This window comes from Pseudomonas sp. GW821-FHT04C07, assembly GCF_059420325.1.
In genome coordinates, this window is the sequence record NZ_JBWKTM010000024.1 from 38658 (window position 1) to 58621 (window position 19964).

At 57.6% G+C, this 19964-nt stretch carries 20 protein-coding genes and 1 pseudogene; 15 read left to right on the plus strand and 6 right to left on the minus strand.

Annotation, left to right across the window (positions count from 1 at the left end; genetic code table 11):
* Positions 1-22: 22 nt before the first annotated feature.
* Positions 23-466 carry an RNA polymerase-binding protein DksA gene (gene dksA, locus AC07UI_RS28695; RefSeq protein ID WP_494995675.1) on the minus strand — a complete coding sequence of 148 codons (444 nt, stop codon included), beginning with the start codon at positions 464-466 and terminating at the stop codon, positions 23-25.
* 332 nt (positions 467-798) lie between these two features.
* Here dksA and AC07UI_RS28700 point away from each other — a divergent pair, with 332 nt between their 5' ends.
* Together AC07UI_RS28700 and sfsA are read left to right on the plus strand one after the other, a co-directional pair.
* On the plus strand, positions 799-1971 hold the full coding sequence (locus AC07UI_RS28700; RefSeq protein WP_494995676.1) for a pyridoxal phosphate-dependent aminotransferase: 1173 nt from the start codon (positions 799-801) through the stop codon (positions 1969-1971).
* A complete protein-coding gene (gene sfsA / locus AC07UI_RS28705) occupies positions 1971-2684 on the plus strand; it encodes a DNA/RNA nuclease SfsA (protein ID WP_494995677.1) in 714 nt (237 codons plus the stop codon). The genes AC07UI_RS28700 and sfsA overlap by 1 nt, the downstream gene beginning before the upstream one ends.
* Here sfsA and AC07UI_RS28710 read toward each other — a convergent pair.
* Complete coding sequence (locus AC07UI_RS28710) at positions 2681-2998, minus strand: Rieske (2Fe-2S) protein (protein ID WP_494995678.1); 318 nt, start codon at positions 2996-2998, stop codon at positions 2681-2683. The two genes, sfsA and AC07UI_RS28710, sit on opposite strands and share 4 nt — an antisense overlap.
* 209 nt (positions 2999-3207) lie before the next feature.
* Here AC07UI_RS28710 and AC07UI_RS28715 point away from each other — a divergent pair, with 209 nt between their 5' ends.
* The 4 genes from AC07UI_RS28715 to AC07UI_RS28730 are packed head-to-tail and all read left to right on the plus strand — an operon-like array spanning position 3208 to position 6796.
* Positions 3208-4095 (plus strand): heme/hemin ABC transporter substrate-binding protein, encoded by an 888-nt coding sequence (locus tag AC07UI_RS28715; RefSeq protein WP_494995679.1) that lies wholly within the window; start codon positions 3208-3210, stop codon positions 4093-4095.
* On the plus strand, positions 4092-5129 hold the full coding sequence (locus tag AC07UI_RS28720) for a FecCD family ABC transporter permease (RefSeq protein ID WP_494995680.1): 1038 nt from the start codon (positions 4092-4094) through the stop codon (positions 5127-5129). The genes AC07UI_RS28715 and AC07UI_RS28720 overlap by 4 nt, the downstream gene beginning before the upstream one ends.
* Entirely contained in the window at positions 5129-5896 is a 768-nt protein-coding gene (locus AC07UI_RS28725; protein WP_494995681.1) for a heme ABC transporter ATP-binding protein, read from the plus strand. Before AC07UI_RS28720 ends, AC07UI_RS28725 begins: the two co-directional genes overlap by 1 nt.
* 21 nt (positions 5897-5917) lie before the next feature.
* A complete protein-coding gene (locus AC07UI_RS28730; RefSeq protein ID WP_494995682.1) occupies positions 5918-6796 on the plus strand; it encodes a ChaN family lipoprotein in 879 nt (292 codons plus the stop codon).
* A gap of 567 nt (positions 6797-7363) precedes the next feature.
* Here the strand turns inward: AC07UI_RS28730 and AC07UI_RS28735 are convergent.
* From AC07UI_RS28735 to AC07UI_RS28745, 3 genes are all read right to left on the minus strand, one after another.
* The gene (locus AC07UI_RS28735; protein ID WP_007902045.1) at positions 7364-7636 is read right to left on the minus strand and encodes a TfoX/Sxy family protein; all 273 of its coding nucleotides are present in this window, start codon (positions 7634-7636) and stop codon (positions 7364-7366) included.
* Positions 7637-7882: 246 nt separating this feature from the next.
* Positions 7883-8227 (minus strand): pentapeptide repeat-containing protein, encoded by a 345-nt coding sequence (locus tag AC07UI_RS28740; protein WP_494995683.1) that lies wholly within the window; start codon positions 8225-8227, stop codon positions 7883-7885.
* 91 nt (positions 8228-8318) lie between these two features.
* The gene (locus AC07UI_RS28745) at positions 8319-9875 is read right to left on the minus strand and encodes a bifunctional aminoglycoside phosphotransferase/ATP-binding protein (protein WP_494995684.1); all 1557 of its coding nucleotides are present in this window, start codon (positions 9873-9875) and stop codon (positions 8319-8321) included.
* 117 nt (positions 9876-9992) lie between these two features.
* Between AC07UI_RS28745 and mrcB the strand changes: the two genes are divergently transcribed.
* From mrcB to AC07UI_RS28760, 3 genes are read left to right on the plus strand one after another with little or no spacing between them, the layout of a single operon-like run.
* A complete protein-coding gene (gene mrcB / locus AC07UI_RS28750) occupies positions 9993-12317 on the plus strand; it encodes a penicillin-binding protein 1B (protein ID WP_494995685.1) in 2325 nt (774 codons plus the stop codon).
* Between the two features lie 16 nt (positions 12318-12333).
* Positions 12334-13065, plus strand: a complete 732-nt coding sequence (locus tag AC07UI_RS28755; protein WP_494995686.1) for a tetratricopeptide repeat protein — start codon at positions 12334-12336, stop codon at positions 13063-13065.
* A complete protein-coding gene (locus tag AC07UI_RS28760; protein ID WP_494995687.1) occupies positions 13065-13400 on the plus strand; it encodes a YqcC family protein in 336 nt (111 codons plus the stop codon). The genes AC07UI_RS28755 and AC07UI_RS28760 overlap by 1 nt, the downstream gene beginning before the upstream one ends.
* Positions 13401-13421: 21 nt before the next feature.
* Here the strand turns inward: AC07UI_RS28760 and AC07UI_RS28765 are convergent.
* Positions 13422-13526: pseudogene (locus tag AC07UI_RS28765) on the minus strand (DUF4124 domain-containing protein); the annotation flags it as partial.
* A gap of 382 nt (positions 13527-13908) precedes the next feature.
* Here AC07UI_RS28765 and AC07UI_RS28770 point away from each other — a divergent pair.
* The 6 genes from AC07UI_RS28770 to msrQ all read left to right on the plus strand — a co-directional run bounded on the left by AC07UI_RS28770 (position 13909) and on the right by msrQ (position 19889).
* Positions 13909-15633 (plus strand): acetolactate synthase 3 large subunit, encoded by a 1725-nt coding sequence (locus tag AC07UI_RS28770; protein WP_494995688.1) that lies wholly within the window; start codon positions 13909-13911, stop codon positions 15631-15633.
* Between the two features lie 2 nt (positions 15634-15635).
* Positions 15636-16127, plus strand: coding sequence for an acetolactate synthase small subunit (ilvN, locus tag AC07UI_RS28775; RefSeq protein ID WP_150643298.1), 492 nt, complete (start codon positions 15636-15638; stop codon positions 16125-16127).
* 48 nt (positions 16128-16175) lie between these two features.
* On the plus strand, positions 16176-17192 hold the full coding sequence (gene ilvC, locus AC07UI_RS28780) for a ketol-acid reductoisomerase (protein ID WP_057725048.1): 1017 nt from the start codon (positions 16176-16178) through the stop codon (positions 17190-17192).
* 142 nt (positions 17193-17334) lie between these two features.
* Entirely contained in the window at positions 17335-18192 is an 858-nt protein-coding gene (gene pssA / locus AC07UI_RS28785) for a CDP-diacylglycerol--serine O-phosphatidyltransferase (protein ID WP_494995689.1), read from the plus strand.
* A 63-nt stretch (positions 18193-18255) separates the two neighbouring features.
* Positions 18256-19269, plus strand: a complete 1014-nt coding sequence (gene msrP, locus AC07UI_RS28790; RefSeq protein ID WP_494995690.1) for a protein-methionine-sulfoxide reductase catalytic subunit MsrP — start codon at positions 18256-18258, stop codon at positions 19267-19269.
* On the plus strand, positions 19269-19889 hold the full coding sequence (msrQ, locus tag AC07UI_RS28795) for a protein-methionine-sulfoxide reductase heme-binding subunit MsrQ (RefSeq protein WP_494995691.1): 621 nt from the start codon (positions 19269-19271) through the stop codon (positions 19887-19889). Before msrP ends, msrQ begins: the two co-directional genes overlap by 1 nt.
* Positions 19890-19964: the final 75 nt, after the last annotated feature.

The window sequence follows — 19964 nt, forward strand, 5'->3', positions numbered from 1 at the left end:
CGTTCTTCGTTCAAGTCGACTGTTACTTGCCGACCTGCTTTTCCTTGATTTCCGCCAGCGTTTTGCAATCGACACACATGTCGGCGGTAGGGCGGGCTTCCAGTCGCTTGACGCCGATTTCGACGCCGCAGGACTCGCACCAGCCGTACTCTTCGTCTTCGATCAGCTGCAGGGTCTTGTCGATTTTCTTGATCAACTTGCGCTCGCGATCGCGGGCACGCAGTTCAAGGCTGAATTCTTCTTCCTGACTGGCACGGTCGGCCGGGTCAGGGAAGTTGGCCGCTTCGTCTTTCATGTGATCAACAGTGCGGTCGACTTCCTGCATCAAGTCCTGTTTCCACTTGTTCAGGATCTTGGTGAAGTGCTTGCGCATGGGCTCGCCCATGTACTCCTCACCCTTGGTTTCAACGTAGGGTTCGAAGCCACTGATCGACTGGCTCTGCTTTTGCTTTGCTTGGGTGGGCATGAATGGACCGCCTCTACTCTTGTAATCCATTGCGCAGGAATGTTCCATACCGACACCTGCCGGCCCTGCGGCTGCAAGCGGGCGAACTTACCAGATCAAAACGGGCCGCGCTACTCCCGGTTGTCGAGCCTGCGGTCCGTGATGTTTGCAAAAGGTTGAAAAGTCTGGCCTGGTAGGTCTGGAGCCTGCTCAATTAATGATTTTAGTCAAACTTGAGCCAGACGTTCGAGTTGTTTGATCTTGCGATCTGATGGTTCAAACTGCTTTAAGCTCTCCCTCGATCCAGTCGTTGGGTAGAATCAGTTTTTTGCTCCCCATTGAAGGAATGGCTAATGGCTCAGCCCTACAGTGCGCGCAGCCGCGCTATCGAACCTTTCCACGTCATGGCGTTGCTGGCACGCGCCAATGAGTTGCAGGCGGCCGGCCACGATGTCATTCACCTGGAAATCGGTGAGCCGGACTTCACCACGGCTGAGCCGATTATCAAGGCTGGCCAGGCTGCGCTGACAGCGGGGAAAACCCGTTACACCGCCGCCCGTGGAATCCCGGAGTTGCGAGCCGCCATCTCTGGTTTTTACCGGCAGCGTTACGGCCTGGACATCGATCCCGAGCGTATTCTGATCACCCCCGGTGGCTCGGGTGCGCTGCTGCTGGCCAGCAGTTTACTGGTCGATCCGGGTAAACACTGGCTGCTGGCGGACCCGGGTTACCCGTGCAACCGGCACTTTCTGCGATTGGTGGAAGGTGCAGCGCAGCTGGTGCCGGTGGGTCCGCACACGCGTTATCAACTCACCCCGCAGCTGGTCGAGCATCATTGGGATCAGGATAGCGTCGGTGCGCTGGTGGCTTCACCGGCCAATCCGACCGGGACCATTTTGAGTCGTGACGAATTGGCCGGGTTGTCTGCTGCGATCAAGGCGCGTAACGGTCATCTGGTGGTGGACGAGATCTATCACGGTCTGACCTATGGCACTGACGCGGCCAGCGTGCTGGAAGTCGATGACAGCGCGTTTGTCCTCAATAGTTTCTCGAAATATTTCGGCATGACGGGCTGGCGCCTGGGTTGGTTGGTGGCGCCGCAAGCGGCCATCGGTGAACTGGAAAAACTTGCGCAGAATCTCTATATCAGTGCACCAAGCATGGCCCAGCACGCCGCATTAGCCTGCTTCGAGCCCGACACGCTGAGCATTCTTGAAGAGCGGCGCGCCGAGTTTGGCCGTCGTCGTGACTTCCTGTTGCCAGCCCTGCGGGAGCTGGGGTTCGGTATTGCCGTGGAACCGGAAGGTGCGTTTTACCTATACGCGGATATCAGCGCGTTTGGTGGCGATGCCTTTGCTTTCTGCCGGCATTTCCTTGAAACCGAGCACGTCGCCTTTACGCCGGGGCTGGACTTCGGCCGTCATCAGGCCGGCCATCACGTGCGCTTTGCCTATACCCAGAACCTGGATCGTTTGCAGGAAGCAGTCGAGCGGATTGCTCGCGGTTTGCGGAACTGGCAAGGCTGATGCGCTTTCATCCTCCACTCGAAGAAGGTCGTTTGCTACGTCGCTATAAACGGTTTTTGGCGGATATCGAAACCATTGGCGGCGAGTTGCTGACCATTCACTGCCCCAATACCGGCTCGATGTTGAACTGCATGGTGGAAGGCGGGCAGGTCTGGTTCAGTCGTTCCAATGACCCTAAACGCAAATTGCCCGGTACCTGGGAAATCAGCGAAACCCCACAGGGGCGGCTGGCGTGCGTCAATACGGCACGGGCCAATGGCTTGATTGAGGAGGCTTTGCGCGCCGGTTTGATCGCTGAGCTCAATGGCTTCACCGGGCTGAAGCGCGAAGTGGCTTACGGTCAGGAAAACAGCCGTATCGATTTCCGCCTGGATTACCCAAGTGGCCCGGCGTTTGTCGAGGTCAAAAGTGTCACGCTAGGCTTCAATGGTTCACCGATCGCCGCGTTTCCCGACGCCGTGACCGTACGCGGCGCCAAGCATCTGCGGGAGTTGGCCTGTCTGGCGCGGGACGGTATTCGTGCGGTGCAGTTGTATTGCGTCAACCTGACCGGCATCGAGGCAGTGCGTCCGGCCGAGGAGATCGATCCGGGTTATGCCGCGGCGCTGCGTGAGGCGATTGCGTCCGGGGTCGAGGTGTTGGCTTACGGCGTGCGGCTGAGCGCAGAAGAGGTTTGCATCGACCGGCGTCTGGAGGTCATCCTGAACAGCTAGAGTTGCACCCAGATCCCATGGCTATCTTCCTTGCAGGGGACGGTGGTCAAGGATTGCCCGGCACAAGGGCCAGCGATGCATTCACCGCTTTCGATCAGGAACAGTGCGCCGTGGGTGGCGCACTGGATCAAGCTGGCGCTCTGGTCGAGAAACTGATCGGGCTGCCATTCCAGCGCAACGCCCCGGTGCGGACAGCGGTTTACATAGACATAGACCTGGCCGTCACGGCGTACGGCGAACAGCTTCTGGCCGTCGATATCAAAACCGCGGCTGCTGGCGTCGCCCAGTTCGGCGTGGGTGCAAAGAAACTTCATGTCTATCCTCAAATGCCGAAGGCTCTATGCTCGGGCTGCCATGGTGTGATGTGACGAAACATGTCTGTGCTTGACGCTCAAATGCAAGCAATTATCAAATGCGCGCTTCGCTCGTTGTGCATGCACTCGCTGATTACGATGCCGAGGGTCCTCGGCATGTCACATTGACGCGTAATCCAGTGGGGCAGCCCCTCAAAGGAAAACCTCTTATGCGCCTGAGTTCCAGCGCTATTGTGTTCTGTGTCGGACTTTTGCTTGCCCATGGCGCCGTAGCGGCTCAATTGCCGCAACGTTGGGTCAGTGCCGGTGGAGCGTTGTCGGAGTGGGTCAGCGCATTGGGGGGCGAGTCGAAGCTGGTTGGTGTAGATACTACAAGCCAGCACCCGGAATCACTCAAGGCACTGCCCAGTATCGGTTATCAGCGGCAGTTGTCAGCTGAGGGCATTTTGAGTTTGCGCCCGCAGATTCTCGTCGGCACCGAAGAAATGGGCCCACCGCCGACGCTGTCGCAGATTCGTAGCGCAGGCGTGCAGGTCGAGCTGTTCTCGGCGCAACCTGATTTGCCGACCTTGCAGGGTAACTTGCAGCATCTGGGCAAGCTGTTGGGCACCGAAGACAAGGCCGCGCAATTGTTCCGGAACTATCAGCAGCAACTGGAACAGCAGAGGGCCTGGGTCAGCCAGCTGCAGACCCGGCAAAAAGCACCGGGTGTGCTGTTGTTACTGGGGCATGCGGGTGGCAAGCCCTTGGTTGCCGGCAAGGACACGGCAGCTGACTGGTTGCTGCAGGAGGCCGGCGGCCAGAATCTGGCGACTCATAGCGGCTACAAACCCTTTTCAGTCGAGTCTCTGGCCGGCCTGAATCCCGAAGTACTGGTCTTCGCTGACCGCAGCTTGACCGGCGAAGCTGCGCGCGCCGCACTGTTCAAGGAGAACCCGATCCTTGCCTCAACCCGTGCAGCCAAGGGCGGGCAAGTGTTTGAGCTCGATCCGAGCTTGTTGGTAGGCGGTCTCGGTCCACGGTTGCCGGAAAGTCTGGTGAAATTGTCGGCCAGCTTCTATTCCATTGAATCAGCCAAGGCTAAAACTGCCCTATGAGCACTCTGGTAAAGCCGCGAGCGTTGTTTATCAGCTTGAGCCTGTTGTGTGTATTGGCGATTTGGCTGTCATTGGCGCTGGGGCCGGTCAGTTTGCCGTTGCTGGATACGTTGCGCGCAGCATTGCGCTTGAGCGGGTTGCCAATTCCGGCAGAGGGGCTGGAGCAGGCCGAACTGATCCTCGGCCAGATCCGTCTGCCACGGACGTTGCTCGGCCTGGCAGTGGGCGGGGTACTGGCGTTGTCCGGCGTGGCGATGCAGGGTTTATTCCGCAATCCGTTGGCCGACCCAGGGCTGGTCGGCGTATCCAGTGGTGCCGCGTTGGGCGCTGCGATCGCGATTGTTGGTGGCGCGGCGCTTGGCGGGCTGCCTGAGGCGATAGGTCCTTACCTGCTTTCGCTGTGTGCCTTTCTCGGCGGGCTGGGGGTGACGGCGCTGGTTTATCGCCTCGGCCGTCGTAATGGTCAAACCAGCGTGGCGACCATGTTGTTGGCGGGGATCGCCCTGACCGCGCTGGCCGGCTCGGCAGTCGGTTTGTTCACTTATCTGGCGGATGACGCCACATTGCGTACGCTGGCTTTCTGGAATCTGGGCAGCCTTAACGGCGCCAGTTATTCGCGACTGTGGCCGTTACTGCTGGTGAGCGCAGCGGTGGCGCTGTGGCTTCCGCGTCGGGCCAAGGCGCTGAATGCACTGTTGCTGGGCGAATCGGAGGCCAGCCATTTGGGCATCGACGTTGAAAGGCTCAAGCGTGAATTGGTGTTCTGCACGGCGCTCGGAGTCGGCGCGGCGGTTGCGGCGGCCGGGATGATTGGCTTTGTCGGGTTGGTGGTGCCGCATCTGGTGCGGTTGTTGGTCGGGCCGGATCACCGGGTTTTGTTGCCTGCCTCGGTGTTGGCGGGGGCGAGTCTGCTGCTGTTTGCCGATCTGGTGGCGCGTTTGGCCTTGGCGCCCGCCGAGCTACCGATCGGGATAGTCACGGCGTTTATCGGTGCACCGTTTTTTCTGTATTTGTTGTTACGAGGGCGCGCCTGATGCTGCGAGCGGAAAACCTGCAGATCCACCGCGGCAAGCAGACGGTGTTGGCGGATATCAACCTGGAGCTCAAACCGGGCGAAGTGCTCGGCGTGCTCGGGCCGAACGGTGCGGGCAAGAGCACCTTGCTCGGTGCATTGTGCGGTGAGTTGCGTCCCGCTCAGGGAAAGGTCTGGCTGGATGAGCGTGAGTTGGGACACTGGGATGGTGCGCAAAGGGCACAACGCCTGGCGGTATTGCCACAGACCTCGACATTGGATTTTGCCTTTCGGGTCGAAGAGGTGGTCGGTATGGGGCGTTTGCCCCACCAAAGCGGTCGAGTCCGCGACGACGAAATTATTGCCGCCGCCTTGCATGCAGCCGACGCCGGACATCTGAGCGGGCGCAGTTACCTGGCGTTGTCCGGTGGCGAGCGGCAACGGGTGCACCTGGCGCGAGTGCTGGCGCAGCTGTGGCCGGGGCAAGTCGGGCAAACCCTGCTGCTCGACGAGCCGACGTCGATGCTCGATCCGCTGCATCAACACACCACGTTGCAGGCGATTCGCGAGTTTGCCGACCACGGCGCGGCAGTGTTGGTGATCCTGCATGATCTGAACCTGGCAGCGCGCTATTGTGATCGTCTATTGTTGCTTGAGGGCGGACGCCCTCATGTGCTGGACAGCCCGGCGCGGGTGCTGCGACCGGAACCCCTGAAAGCCGTTTTTGGGCTGGATGTGCTGGTGCAGCAGCATCCGGAGCGCGGGCACCCGTTGATCATCGCCCGTTAAGAGCACCCTCGGAGTGAGAGCATGCGCGCAATTCTGATACTGGCTCTGATGCTCCTCGGTGCATGTCATAACGCGGCGATATTGCCGGACACACCGGTTTCAAACAGTTCGAAAGAGCCAACTGCCGGTGTGATCCGTGATCTCAATAATGGACAGGTGCTGACGGTGGATGAACTGGTCGGTCACTTGGCCAAGGCTTCGCGGGTCGTCGTCGGTGAGCAGCACGACAATCCCGATCACCATGCACTGCAATTGCAGTTGTTAAAGGCGTTGGCTGATCGTCGTGTTCAAGGCAGTCTTCTTCTGGAGATGTTGATGCCGGATCAGCAGTCACGCGTCGACAAGGTCCGCATGGGGTTGAAGGCGTCTGGCTGGCCCGGCGATCTACCTGGGGCGTTGGCGTGGCAATCCGGTTGGGACTGGACGCTGTACGGTCCTGTCGTGCGCTTTGCCCTGGCTCAGCCTTATCCGTTGTTGGCGGCCAATCTGGACAGAAGTGAAGTACGGCGAATTTATACTCAGGCGCCTGCGTTGAGTGGTGTTCGTTCGAACTCGGCTTCGGTAAAGGACGAACTGCTGGCACAAGTACGCGAATCTCATTGTGGTCTGCTACCGGAAGCGCAAATGCCCGCGATGCTGGCTGTCCAGCAGCAACGTGATCGGCGGATGGCTGAGCGCCTGCTGGCGGCCCCCATACCCTCGCTGCTATTTGCCGGTGCTTACCACGCGCGCAAGGATGTTGGAGTACCGGTCCATCTGCTTGACCTTGGGGCGGCGAGCGGGACGGTCGTATTGATGCTGGCACAGGAAGGTGTCGAGGTTGCTCCGGAAACGGCGGACTATGTCTGGTATACCGCCGCCATGCCGGAACGGGATTATTGCGCTCAGTTGCGTCAGTAAAATCCTGACTGGCCATAGAACTCACCCAAATGCTTCGCCGGGGCTTGTGGTGTGCCCACGGACGGGCCAGGAATCCTCCCTTGATCCAGTAGCGCGAATTGAAAAGCCGTTCAGCACGGATTTTGGCCACTTTTCGACAGGTAAAAAAAGACCCGGCAAAAGCCGGGTCAAATAACCGTGATTAGCCTGATGAGGAGATAAGCTGAGAGTCCGAACCACTGGTCTTCCAGGTTATCGACTGATCTCGCGACCAGTTGTGGTAATCATAACGATTCTCATTTCTGTGTCAACAGCTGTTTTCTCATTTCTGTGAATTGAGCCAAGCGCTCTTTCTGATCGCCTATATGCAGGGGCTTCAAGCTCTTCTCTTTGAGCGAATAGAAGCGGATGACTTCTTTGATTGCCCGGAAATGACGTCGAGAGGTCTTCGGTCGATTCAAACCGGAGCACCTCACTGCATGGCATAAGGTCCTTCAGCAACGGATTTCGAATCCGTTGTAGTCGAACGATCAGTACGTCGGCGCAGGCCGGTTGCTTCCCGAGTAAATACATGAAAATCCTGCCCGCTCAAATCTTATGGCGTGACGATATGGCATCCAGCTGTTTGTTTAATGCCTCTTTGCGCTCTGCCGGGATGTCGTTCCAGTGCACGTCCATCAGCGCGCCTTCGATTGCATAGAGCAACACCTTCGATGCACGAAACCCCCGGGTTCGCACGGCCCGATATGCATCCACCGCCCCCAGGCGGCGTAAGTCAGAAGCGCTGTGGATGCCCACGGCGTGTAACCATTGCGCCGACGTCTTGCCAAGGTTTTTCAGGTGCTGCAGTTCATCATTCATCAAGCCTCCTTGCGACGGCCGAGCGGTGCGTGGGCGAGCTTCAAAGGAGTGTAGCGGTCAGTAGGAAAAGCGTGATTGTTTGGTAGGTTTCGATGAAAAGCTTCTAAGCCGGGAGGTCAGAGAACTATAGAAAGGGCTGCAAACGCAGTGGGAAGGAGGTTGAGAGCGGGCACGCTGGTTGACAGCGGAAATCACGATGCACAGTCCAGCGCATAGTAAGGGGGCGCCGGACTTCAGGTGAGTGAATTACCTGGTGCGGTAGCGCAAGCGCGTGCCGAAATTCACCGACATGAGAATCTCATCGGCTGTCAGCTCTGGTGGGAAGTAAGCGCCAGAGATTTGTGCATGTGCCAGGCTCGCGCCTTCCATGGAAGAACTGCGCAAATCCAGGCCGCGCAAATCAGCTGAGCGGAAATAGGCGTCAGTGAAATCGATACCTTCGGCGTTCAGATCACGTAGGTCGAGCCCGCGGAAATCACCGCCACGCATGTCGATAGGTCCGCCGTTAGGCCTTTCTCTATTGAAACCTTCGATGTCGTCTTTGTGCAGCAACGTGTAAAGCGGCGTGTCTAGAAATTTCGGCTGGCTCATGGGGCGTCACCTGTTGGATTTATGGCGCCATTATAGTGCCACTATTTTGCAGCCGTGAAGCCGATACCGGTTTCACGGCTGAAATAGTTGCTTACAGGCCCGGCAAGCGTTGGCGAATGTGTGCGACCAAGCTGTCGAGCGTGCCACTTTCATTGGTCTCGACACGTTTGCTGCACAGAATTTCCGCAGCGGTCAGGGGCTCACGAGTAGCTTGCTGAGCTTCGATAACTGCCATGGTTGCGTCGGACGGATCATTTTTTTCCGCCTGACGCTGTGCGAGCCAGCTCTCGATGACCGCTTGCGGAGCATTGCAGTCAAGGATCAGGAACGGCGCGCCGGTGGCTTCGGCGATTTTCGAAGCGGCATCGCGTTGCTCGCGCTTGAGGTATGTGGCGTCAATCACTACGGGGAAACCGGCACGCAGAATTACATCGGCAATCTGATGCAGGCGGGCGTAGGTGGCAACACTGGATTCGGCGCTATAAATGCCCGCCTCAACGTTGTTTTGCACCTGTTGCTCGCCAAACAACCGCTTGCGTTCGACATCGGAGCGTAGGCGGATCGCGCCCAATGCTTCCACCAGGCGCATGGCTACATGACTTTTGCCGACAGCCGAAACGCCGCAGGTGATCGCCATGAAACGTGAAGGAATGGTGCTGTAGCTTTCTGCCAGATTGGCGTAGTTGTGGTATTGCTTCAGCGTGGCCGCTCGCTGTACCGGGTCGGCTTCGGCCGGCATGCTGAACAGGCTGACTTTGGCGCGAACCAGCGCGCGATAGGCCTTGTAGAAGTTCAGCAGTTCAAGTCCCTGGTAATCGCCGGTCAGCTCCAGGTACTGGCTGATGAAGCGCCGCGCCAGGCTTTTAAGGCCGCGATCTTCCAGGTCCATCGCGAGGAACGCGGTGTCGGCGTATACGTCGGTGAAGCGGAACGGTTCGTTGAACTCAATGCAGTCAAAGATCACTACGTTGTCGTCAATGACGGTGGCGTTGCCCAAATGGATGTCACCGTGACACTCACGGATAAACCCCTCGACCTTGCGCTGGGCGAGCAGTGCCTTGAGACGCTCGAAGCTGCTTTCTGCCCAGGCTTGCAGGGCGTCGAGTTGCAGCAGGTCAGCCTTGTCGCTGAGAAATGGGCGAATTTGTTCGAAGTTCTGCCGAACCGGTGCCATGACGCTTTCGGGAGTGCCGGCCTCGTGGGTTGCCGGAACCACTGGTGCACTGAGGTGGAACTGAGCGATCTGTTTGGCCATCGCATCGATGTGCGCAGTCGTCAGCTCGCCATTGGCTTGCAGGGTGCTAAGCAATTGGCTTTGCGGGAACTGACGCATTTTCAGCGCGTAGTCGATCACCGGACCACTGCCAGCCAATTGCGGAGCTTCGGCGCTGCCGGTAATCGGCAACACTTCCAGGTACAAATCATGGGTCAGGCGCTGGTTCAGGCGTAGCTCTTCGCCGCAGAAGTGTTCGCGAGCCTCCAGGCCAGTGAAGTCCAGGAAGCCGAAGTTGACTGGCTTCTTCACTTTATAGGCGTAGGGGCCGGTGAGCAGCACCCAGGAGATATGCGTCTCGATGACCTGAAACCCTTCTACGGGATGAGGATAGAGGGCCGGATTTTGCAGGGCGGCGATCAGGGACTGGCTCACAGGCGATCCTTTGGAGTCGGGAAAAATTCAAGGGCGTCATTATGGCTGCAAGCGGCGGGAGTGCAAACCTGGGAGGGCTCCTGTTGAGTCTCAATAAAGTGCGTATAATCCGCCGCCATGACTCGTACTCGATCCCCCCGTTCCGCTAAAAAACGTCCCTCTGGTGGCCTGCGCCCCTGGTTAGGCTGGGCTCTGAAGCTCAGCCTGGTCGGCCTGGTGGTGCTCGCCGGCTTTGCGGTTTATCTCGATGCAGTGGTTCAGGAGAAGTTCTCCGGCAAGCGCTGGACCATCCCGGCCAAGGTTTATGCCCGGCCGCTGGAGCTGTTCGTCGGACAAAAGCTCAGCAAGGAAGATTTCCTGACTGAACTCGATGCTCTGGGTTACCGGCGCGAAAGCGTCGCCAATGGTCCCGGCGCAGCATCGGTCAATGGCAACACGGTCGATTTGAATACTCGCGGTTTCCAGTTCTATGAAGGTCTGGAGCAGGCCCAGCCGGTGCGGGTGCGTTTCTCCGGAGACTATGTGGCCGAGCTTTCGGCGATCAATGGCTCGAAAGTCTCGGTCGTGCGTCTGGAACCGCTATTGATCGGCGGTCTTTACCCGAAAAACCTCGAAGATCGCATCCTGATCAAGATCGATCAGGTGCCACCGTACCTGCTTGATACGTTGGTAGCCGTGGAAGACCGGGACTTCTATCACCACTTCGGGGTTTCTCCGAAGTCGATTGCCCGGGCCGTTTGGGTCAACACCTCGTCGGGGCAAATGCGTCAGGGCGGCAGTACGTTGACTCAGCAACTGGTCAAAAACTTCTTCCTGACCAACGAGCGCAGCCTGTCGCGTAAGCTGACCGAAGCGATGATGGCCCTGCTGCTTGAGATGCATTACGACAAGCGCGAAATCCTTGAGGCTTACCTCAACGAAGTTTTCATCGGTCAGGACGGTCAGCGGGCGGTGCACGGTTTTGGGCTGGCCAGTCAGTTCTTCTTCAGCCAGCCGCTGTCCGAACTCAAACTGCATCAGGTCGCGTTGCTGGTGGGCATGGTCAAGGGGCCGTCCTTTTATAACCCGCGTCGTTACCCTGAACATGCGCTTGAGCGTCGTAACCTGGTACTCGATCTGCTGGAGCAGCAAGGCGTTGCGACTGCCGAGCAAGTGGCAGCAGCCAAGAAGATGCCGTTGGGCGTAACCACGCGCGGCAGTCTGGCTGACAGCTCGTTCCCGGGTTTCCTTGATCTGGTCAAACGTCAGTTGCGCGAAGACTACCGCGACGAAGACTTGACCGAAGAAGGGCTGCGGATTTTCACCAGTTTCGATCCGATTCTGCAGATGAAGGCAGAGGCCTCGGTCAACGATACCTTCAAGCGTCTTGCCGGCCGCAAGGGGTCGGATGAGGTCGAAGCCGCGATGGTGGTGACCAACCCGGAAACGGGGGAGGTCCAGGCCATGATCGGCAGCCGTCAGGCAAGCTTTGCCGGTTTCAACCGGGCACTGGATGCCGTGCGGCCAATCGGCTCGTTGGTCAAGCCTGCGGTTTACCTGACTGCACTTGAGAAACCGAGCCAATACACATTGACCAGCTGGCTCTCCGATGATGTTTTCTCGGTGAAGGGGGCTGACGGTCAGATCTGGAAGCCGCAGAACTATGATCGCCGTTCCCACGGCACGGTCTTCCTGTACCAGGGGTTGGCGCATTCCTACAACCTGTCGACCGCACGTCTGGGCCTGGCAGTCGGCGTGCCAAATGTCCTCAAGACACTGGCGCGCCTGGGTATTACCCGCGAGTTTCCAGCCTTCCCGTCGATGTTGCTGGGGGCTGGTGGCTTGAGTCCGATGGAAGTGGCGACTATGTATCAGACCCTGGCCAACGGCGGTTTCAATACGCCGATGCGTGGGATTCGTAGCGTGTTGACCGCCGAAGGCCAGCCGCTCAAGCGTTATCCGTTCCAGATTCAGCAGCGTTTCGATCCGGGTTCGATCTACTTGATCCAGAGCGCCATGCAGCGGGTGATGCGCGAAGGTACCGGCAGTTCGGTCTACAACGTCCTGCCGAAAACCCTGGCGCTGGCGGGCAAGACCGGCACCAGTAACGATTCACGAGACAGTTGGTTCGCCGGTTTTAGCCAGGATTTGCTGGCAGTGGTCTGGCTCGGTCGCGATGACAACGGTAAAACACCCTTCACCGGTGCCACTGGCGCCCTGCAGGTCTGGACCAGTTTCATGCGCAAGGCTGACCCGTTGCCGCTGGATATGCCGCAGCCGGAAAACGTTGTTCAGGCTTGGGTCGACTCCCGTACCGGGCAGGGTTCCGAAGCGAGCTGCCCGGGCGCGGTGCAGATGCCGTATATTCGCGGCAGTGAACCGCCTCCCGGTGCCGCTTGCGGTGGCGCAAGCCCGGCTTCCGTTGAGTCGGTTATGGATTGGGTCAAAGGCTGGATGAATTAAGCGAAGAGGGATTTAAGTGAACAAGTGGTGGATTCCAGCTATTACAGCTCTGGCTTTGCTCAACGGTTGCTCCAGCGTGCAGCGCGGCGCGATACCGGTGGTGGATTCCGGCAGCGCCGTTTCCAACAGCGAGAGGATTTCGGCCAATGGCGGCTTCCGTCAGACGACTGTCAAGCGCCCGACGCAAGCTCAGACTCAGGCCGTCCCGCAAGACTCGGGCGTGGTGGTGATGATTCCGGGCGGTGGCGCGACCACGTCGGCGCCGATCAGCAGTGCGCCGATTACCCCGGGGCCGATCACTCCAGGACCGATCGATACATCGCCTGTTCAGTCGGCACCGATCAATCAGGGCAATTACAGTATGCCGTCGACGCCGAGCGGGATTCCTTCCGCCAGCACCGGTGGTTTGTCCGCTGACGAGCAGTTGGATGGTCCTGTGCTGGCCTTGCTGACCACCGCCCAGCAGCAACAGGCGAGCGGTGACCTGAACGGTGCCTCCTCCAGTCTGGAGCGCGCCCAGCGTGTCGCCCCGCGCGAACCGCAAGTGCTCTACCGTTTGGCGCAGGTGCGCATGGCTCAGGGTGATGCGGCGCAAGCCGAGCAGTTCGCTCGTCGGGGCCTGACCTTCGCCAATGGTCGTCCGGCTCTTCAGGCGAACCTGTGGGAGCTGATCGCTCAGGCGCGTGAGAAACAGGGTGACCCCGCAGGCGCGGCACTGGCTCGTCAGAAGGCCAAGGTTTCTCTCTGATGGATGCACGCTTTCCGAAAATTGCCGAACAACTCCTGTTGATCGAGCGTGAGCTGCGGGTTCAGGGGTGGTGGGGTGAAGTCTCGCCATCGGCAGACGCTCTGCTCAGTGTCGAACCGTTCTCGATCGATACCCTGGACTTCGAGCAATGGCTGCAATGGATCTTCCTGCCGCGGATGAAAACGATTTTGGAAAGCGATCTACCGCTGCCCAATGTCTCGGGTATTCAGGAGATGGCCGAAATGGTCTTCGCTGCCCGAAATGTCCAGGGCAAGGATCGGCAACTGCAGGTCTTGCTCAAAGAATTCGATCTGCTGATCACCGCCTCTCGCTGAATTGGAGGCTGCCAGTACCTGCTGGCAGATATCTGCAATCTGTTTCTGTGCTTCGGTGATGCGTTCCTGACGTTGTTGGTCGGTCAGGCGGCGCATCTCACCGTCGACCCATTTCCTGGTCATGGGTTGCGCAATTGAAGCTAACACAGCTGCTGTTTAAAGGTTTTTTCTTGCTTTCTCATGTACTTGGTTTGAATAAAGCACATTGACGACTTGACTTGGAGAGGGCGAATCAGAACAATCCAAAGTCCGCTGTAGAGGGACTGCCAGAAGCAGACCCGCTCAGTAGATCATGAGGCGCACATCCGCGCCGACCTGTTACACCCGCAACGCGTTACCTCGCGCTGGGTGGGAAAACCCCGCAACACTTGGGGAGCTCCCAATACTTGCTCAGTCAGTGCTGACGTAGTCGGCGACCACCGTCGCTCATGCTCTGCTAAGCAGTAAACCTATTAAGACCCGTTCCCTTTTTAGTGGACGGTATTCTGGCGTTTTAGAGGTGAACAACGTGGAGCTTTTATCTGGCGGTGAGATGCTCGTCCGCTTTTTGCGTGACGAAGGCGTCAAATATATTTACGGGTACCCGGGTGGTGCTCTCCTTCATGTTTACGATGCCCTGTTCAAAGAACCGGAAGTGACCCACATTCTGGTTCGTCATGAACAGGCCGCGACCCATATGGCTGACGGCTACGCTCGTGCCACCGGTAAAGCCGGTGTGGTACTGGTGACCTCCGGCCCGGGCGCAACCAATGCCATCACCGGTATTGCCACGGCCTACATGGACTCCATTCCGATGGTGATCATTTCTGGTCAGGTGCCTAGCACCATGGTTGGCACCGATGCGTTCCAGGAAACCGACATGATCGGTATCTCCCGGCCGATCGTGAAGCACAGCTTCATGATCAAGCATGCGTCGGAAATTCCGGAAGTCATGAAGAAGGCGTTCTACCTGGCGCAATCCGGTCGTCCTGGTCCGGTCGTGGTCGATATCCCGAAAGACATGACCAACCCGGCCGAGAAGTTCGAATACATCTTCCCGAAGAAAGCCAAGCTGCGTTCCTATAGCCCGGCTGTTCGTGGTCACTCCGGCCAAATCCGCAAAGCGGCAGAAATGCTGCTGGCGGCCAAGCGTCCAGTTCTTTATGCGGGCGGCGGCGTGATCCTCGGTGGCGGCTCCGCACCGCTGACTGAACTGGCGCAAATGCTCAACCTGCCGGTGACCAATACATTGATGGGCCTGGGTTCATACCCTGGCACTGATCGCCAGTTCATCGGCATGCTTGGCATGCACGGTAGCTACACCGCCAACCTGGCGATGCACCACGCCGACGTGATCCTGGCAGTCGGTGCGCGTTTCGACGATCGCGTGATCAACGGCCCGGCCAAGTTTTGCCCGAATGCCAAGATCATTCACATCGACATCGACCCGGCTTCGATTTCCAAGACCATCAAGGCAGACGTGCCTATCGTTGGTCCGGTCGAGAGCGTCCTGACCGAAATGGTTGCGACCCTCAAGGAAATCGGCGAGACCCCGAACAAGGACTCCGTTGCCAGTTGGTGGAAGCAAGTCGAGGAGTGGCGCGGTGATCGCGGCCTGTTCCCTTATGACAAGGGCGACGGCAGCATCATCAAGCCGCAGACCGTGATCGAAACCCTCTGCGAAGTGACCAAGGGCGATGCCTATGTGACCTCCGACGTGGGCCAGCACCAGATGTTCGCGGCGCAGTACTACCGGTTCAACAAGCCTAACCGCTGGATCAACTCCGGTGGCCTGGGGACGATGGGCTTCGGTTTCCCTGCTGCCATGGGCGTCAAGTTGAGCTTCCCTGATGCTGATGTTGCCTGTGTCACCGGTGAAGGCAGTATTCAGATGAACATTCAGGAACTGTCGACCTGCCTGCAATATGGTTTGCCGGTAAAAATCGTCAACCTGAACAACGGCGTGCTGGGTATGGTTCGTCAGTGGCAGGACATGAGCTACGGCAGTCGTCACTCGCACTCTTATATGGAATCGCTGCCTGACTTCGTCAAGCTGGTCGAGGCCTATGGTCACGTGGGCATACGCATCACTGATCTGAAGGATTTGAAGCCGAAGATGGAAGAAGCGTTCGCCATGAAAGATCGCCTGGTGTTCCTCGATATTCAGGTCGATACCAGCGAACACGTCTACCCGATGCAGATCAAAGACGGCTCCATGCGCGATATGTGGCTGAGCAAGACGGAGCGTACTTAATCATGCGGCACATTATCTCCTTGCTTCTGGAAAACGAACCGGGCGCCTTGTCTCGCGTTGTTGGCCTGTTTTCCCAGCGTAACTACAACATCGAAAGTCTGACCGTGGCACCGACTGAAGACCCGACTCTGTCGCGTTTGACGCTGACCACTGTTGGCCATGATGAAGTGATTGAACAAATCACCAAGAACCTCAACAAGCTGATCGAAGTGGTCAAACTGGTCGACCTGTCGGAAAGTGCTCACATCGAGCGTGAACTGATGCTGGTCAAGGTCAAAGCCACCGGTGCCCAGCGCGCCGAGATCAAGCGTACTACCGACATTTATCGTGGGCAGATAGTCGATGTCAGCGCTAGCGTGTATACCGTTCAATTGACCGGTACCAGCGACAAGCTCGACAGCTTCATTCAGTCGATCGGCACTGCCGCGATTCTGGAAACCGTACGCAGTGGCGTCACCGGGATTGCCCGTGGCGACAAAGTGCTGAGCATCTAACTCAAATTAGCGAATGGCCTGAACGGCCTGGATATATAGGGGAAATTCATGAAAGTTTATTACGATAAAGACTGTGACCTGTCGATCATCCAGGGCAAGAAAGTAGCCATCATCGGTTACGGCTCCCAAGGTCACGCACAAGCTTGCAACCTGAAAGACTCTGGCGTTGACGTCACTGTTGGTCTACGCAAAGGCTCGGCAACCGTTGCCAAGGCGGAAGCTCACGGCCTGAAAGTGACCGACGTTGCCAGCGCTGTCGCCGCTGCCGACCTGGTCATGATCCTGACCCCGGACGAGTTCCAGTCCGCTCTGTACAAGAACGAAATCGAGCCGAACATCAAGCAGGGCGCAACCCTGGCCTTCTCCCACGGCTTCGCGATCCACTACAACCAGGTTGTGCCACGCGCTGACCTCGACGTGATCATGATCGCGCCGAAAGCTCCGGGCCACACCGTGCGTTCCGAGTTCGTCAAGGGCGGCGGTATCCCTGACCTGATCGCTATTTATCAGGATGCTTCCGGCAACGCCAAAAACGTTGCTCTGTCCTACGCTGCTGGCGTTGGCGGCGGTCGTACCGGCATCATCGAAACCACGTTCAAAGACGAAACCGAAACCGACCTGTTCGGCGAACAGGCTGTTCTGTGTGGCGGTACTGTTGAACTGGTTAAAGCTGGTTTCGAAACGCTGGTTGAAGCTGGCTACGCGCCAGAAATGGCCTACTTCGAGTGCCTGCACGAACTGAAGCTGATCGTTGACCTCATGTACGAAGGCGGTATCGCCAACATGAACTACTCGATCTCCAACAACGCTGAATACGGCGAATATGTGACGGGTCCTGAAGTGATCAACGCCGAATCCCGTCAGGCCATGCGCAACGCCCTGAAACGCATTCAGGACGGCGAGTATGCCAAGATGTTCATCAGTGAAGGCGCTACCGGCTACCCATCGATGACCGCCAAGCGTCGTAACAACGCCGCTCACGGTATCGAAATCATCGGCGAGCAACTGCGCTCGATGATGCCGTGGATCGGTGCCAACAAGATCGTCGACAAAGCCAAGAACTAAGTTCTAGCCTTGAAGAGAAAACGCGGCTTAGGCCGCGTTTTTTCGTTTGTGTAGACAGGTTCTGGTATAAAGCTGGATCTGCGTGCGAACCGTTGTCGCAGACACCTGTCGAAACTTTCCACACCGTTGTAAGGTAATGTCCATGAGCGAACGTCCCGAAGAGCCAAACCAGGCCTCTGACGCCGAAAGCCTGCTACCGATCGATGAGCATGTCGAAGAAGGACATGACGCTGAAGGCCGTAAAGTCCGGCATCGTGGTATCTATCTTCTGCCGAATCTGTTCACCACCGCGAACCTGTTTGCGGGGTTTTACTCCATTATTAATTCCATGAGCGCACAGAGCGCTTTGAGTGCTGGTGACGCGATAAGCGCGAGCAAGTATTTTGCTTTTGCCGCGATCGCGATCTTCGTCGCCATGGTGCTCGACGGCCTTGATGGTCGCGTTGCCCGGATGACCAACACCCAGAGTGCTTTCGGCGCTGAATATGACTCGTTGTCCGATATGGTCGCCTTTGGCGTCGCGCCCGCGTTACTGGCATTTGGCTGGGCCTTGGGTGATATGGGCAAGGTAGGCTGGATGGTCGCATTCGTCTATGTAGCGGGCGCGGCATTGCGTTTGGCGCGTTTCAATACTCAGGTGGGTACTGCAGACAAACGTTATTTCATCGGTCTGGCCAGTCCGGCCGCGGCAGGTGTGGTAGCCGGGATTGTCTGGGCGTTCAGCGATTACGGCATCCAGGGCTCCAAAATGTCCTTCCTTGTTGCTCTGATGGTTGCTGCCGCTGGCATGCTGATGGTCAGCAACATCAAGTACAACAGCTTCAAGGAGCTGGATCTGAAAGGGCGAGTGCCTTTTGTTGCGATTCTGGCGGTGGTGCTGGTGTTCGCTGTAGTTTTCAGTGACCCGCCGCGCATTCTGCTGCTGGTTTTCCTCGCCTATGCGGCCTCCGGCCCGGTGCAATATTTGTTACGTCTTCGCCGTCACAAAAACGTCGAGTGATGTAATTTCCCCCATACTCCGCAGTCTATTGGCGCATCAGTCCTCCAATGCTGCGGAGTTGTCATGTTAATCAAATTGCCCAAGTCGTCCGATTGCCAAGAGTCGGATGTTACGCCTGAGTCCCTCTACTTCTCTCGCCGCAGTATTCTGGGCGGTGCTATTGCCGGACTGGCATTCAGCAGCCTGCCGCGCTGGGCGAATGCGCAAGATGCCGCTCGTTATGCGGATGTCGAGCCAGGCAAAACTCCGTCCTGGTTCGCGCAGAAACTGCCGGCGACCAAATGGCAGGCCATCACCGTCAAGGATGAGGCGATTACGCCATTCAAGGATGCGACCCACTACAACAACTTCTATGAATTCGGCACTGATAAAGGTGATCCGGCACAGAACGCCGGTGCGCTGAAAACCGAGCCGTGGAGCGTTGTGGTGGATGGCGAGGTGGGTAAGCCCGGGCGTTACGCTCTGGAGGATTTCATCAAACCCTATCAGTTAGAAGAACGGATCTACCGTCTGCGTTGTGTGGAGGCCTGGTCGATGGTCATTCCCTGGATTGGCTTTCCCATCTCTGCATTGCTCAAGCAGGTTGAGCCGACCTCCAAAGCCAGGTTCATTCGTTTCGAAACCCTGGAGGATCCCAAGAGCATGCCCGGTCAGCGCTCTGGTTTTGCCTTGATCCATTGGCCTTATATAGAAGGGCTTCGTCTGGATGAGGCGATGAATCCTTTGGCGATTCTTGCGGTGGGTATGTATGGGCGCGAGCTTCCCAATCAAAACGGTGCGCCGCTGCGTCTTGTGGTGCCGTGGAAGTATGGCTTCAAGAGCGTCAAATCCATTGTGCGTATCAGTCTGGTCAGTGAGCAGCCGAAAACCACCTGGCAGAGCATTGCATCCGATGAGTACGGTTTTTACGCGAACGTAAATCCTGAGGTTGATCACCCGCGCTGGACTCAGGCGCGGGAGCGTCGTCTACCGAGCGGGTTGTTCAGTCCCAATGTGCGCGAGACACAAATGTTCAACGGCTACTCCAATGAGGTCGCTTCCTTATATGCCGGCCTCGATCTACGGAAGAATTACTGATGCGTTATCCGTTGTGGCGCATTGGCGTCTTTATAGTAGCGGCGGTTTGGCCGCTGCTTTGGTTGTATCAGGCCTGGATCTTCGCCCTTGGGCCGGATCCAGGAAAGGTGCTGGTTGACAGGCTAGGGTTGGGCACGCTGATCCTGTTGTTGATTACTCTGAGCATGACGCCTTTGCAGAGGCTGACCGGTTGGGCGGGGTGGATTGCCATACGACGGCAGTTGGGTTTGTGGTGCTTCGCTTATGTGGTCATGCATTTGAGTGCCTACCTGGTGTTTATCCTTGGCCTTGATTGGTCGCAACTGGGAGTGGAGTTGCATAAGCGGCCTTACATCGTTGTCGGCAGTCTTGGGTTTCTTGGATTGTTAGTGTTGGCGGTCACCTCTAATCGTTATAGCCAGCGACGCCTCGGTAGTCGCTGGAAAAAGTTGCATCGCTTGGCGTATGTGATCCTGGGGCTTGGATTACTGCATTTGCTTTGGATCGTTCGTGCGGATCTGAAGGAGTGGGCTATGTATGCATCTATAGGTGCGTTGCTATTAGGGTTACGTATCCCGCCTGTCACGCGTCGAATCCCCCGGTTAATAGCGAAAAAAGCCCCCTCGGCAACAAAAGTGTAATTAACCCTTGACGGCAGAATCTGGAAGCCTATAATTCGCCCCACTTCCGGCGCAGTCGAAACGGAAAACTCCTTG

Bases quoted from the DNA above. Each gene is read 5' to 3' on its own strand.
- AC07UI_RS28730 (WP_494995682.1), top strand. From the start codon at position 5,918: ATGCGCGCAATTCTGATACTGGCTCTGATGCTCCTCGGTGCATGTCAT.
- AC07UI_RS28735 (WP_007902045.1), bottom strand. From the start codon at position 7,636: ATGAATGATGAACTGCAGCACCTGAAAAACCTTGGCAAGACGTCGGCG.
- AC07UI_RS28715 (WP_494995679.1), top strand. From the start codon at position 3,208: ATGCGCCTGAGTTCCAGCGCTATTGTGTTCTGTGTCGGACTTTTGCTT.
- pssA (WP_494995689.1), top strand. From the start codon at position 17,335: ATGAGCGAACGTCCCGAAGAGCCAAACCAGGCCTCTGACGCCGAAAGC.
- ilvN (WP_150643298.1), top strand. From the start codon at position 15,636: ATGCGGCACATTATCTCCTTGCTTCTGGAAAACGAACCGGGCGCCTTG.
- sfsA (WP_494995677.1), top strand. From the start codon at position 1,971: ATGCGCTTTCATCCTCCACTCGAAGAAGGTCGTTTGCTACGTCGCTAT.
- ilvC (WP_057725048.1), top strand. From the start codon at position 16,176: ATGAAAGTTTATTACGATAAAGACTGTGACCTGTCGATCATCCAGGGC.
- AC07UI_RS28720 (WP_494995680.1), top strand. From the start codon at position 4,092: ATGAGCACTCTGGTAAAGCCGCGAGCGTTGTTTATCAGCTTGAGCCTG.
- dksA (WP_494995675.1), bottom strand. From the start codon at position 466: ATGCCCACCCAAGCAAAGCAAAAGCAGAGCCAGTCGATCAGTGGCTTC.
- mrcB (WP_494995685.1), top strand. From the start codon at position 9,993: ATGACTCGTACTCGATCCCCCCGTTCCGCTAAAAAACGTCCCTCTGGT.
- AC07UI_RS28710 (WP_494995678.1), bottom strand. From the start codon at position 2,998: ATGAAGTTTCTTTGCACCCACGCCGAACTGGGCGACGCCAGCAGCCGC.
- msrQ (WP_494995691.1), top strand. From the start codon at position 19,269: ATGCGTTATCCGTTGTGGCGCATTGGCGTCTTTATAGTAGCGGCGGTT.
- msrP (WP_494995690.1), top strand. From the start codon at position 18,256: ATGTTAATCAAATTGCCCAAGTCGTCCGATTGCCAAGAGTCGGATGTT.
- AC07UI_RS28760 (WP_494995687.1), top strand. From the start codon at position 13,065: ATGGATGCACGCTTTCCGAAAATTGCCGAACAACTCCTGTTGATCGAG.
- AC07UI_RS28725 (WP_494995681.1), top strand. From the start codon at position 5,129: ATGCTGCGAGCGGAAAACCTGCAGATCCACCGCGGCAAGCAGACGGTG.
- AC07UI_RS28700 (WP_494995676.1), top strand. From the start codon at position 799: ATGGCTCAGCCCTACAGTGCGCGCAGCCGCGCTATCGAACCTTTCCAC.
- AC07UI_RS28740 (WP_494995683.1), bottom strand. From the start codon at position 8,227: ATGAGCCAGCCGAAATTTCTAGACACGCCGCTTTACACGTTGCTGCAC.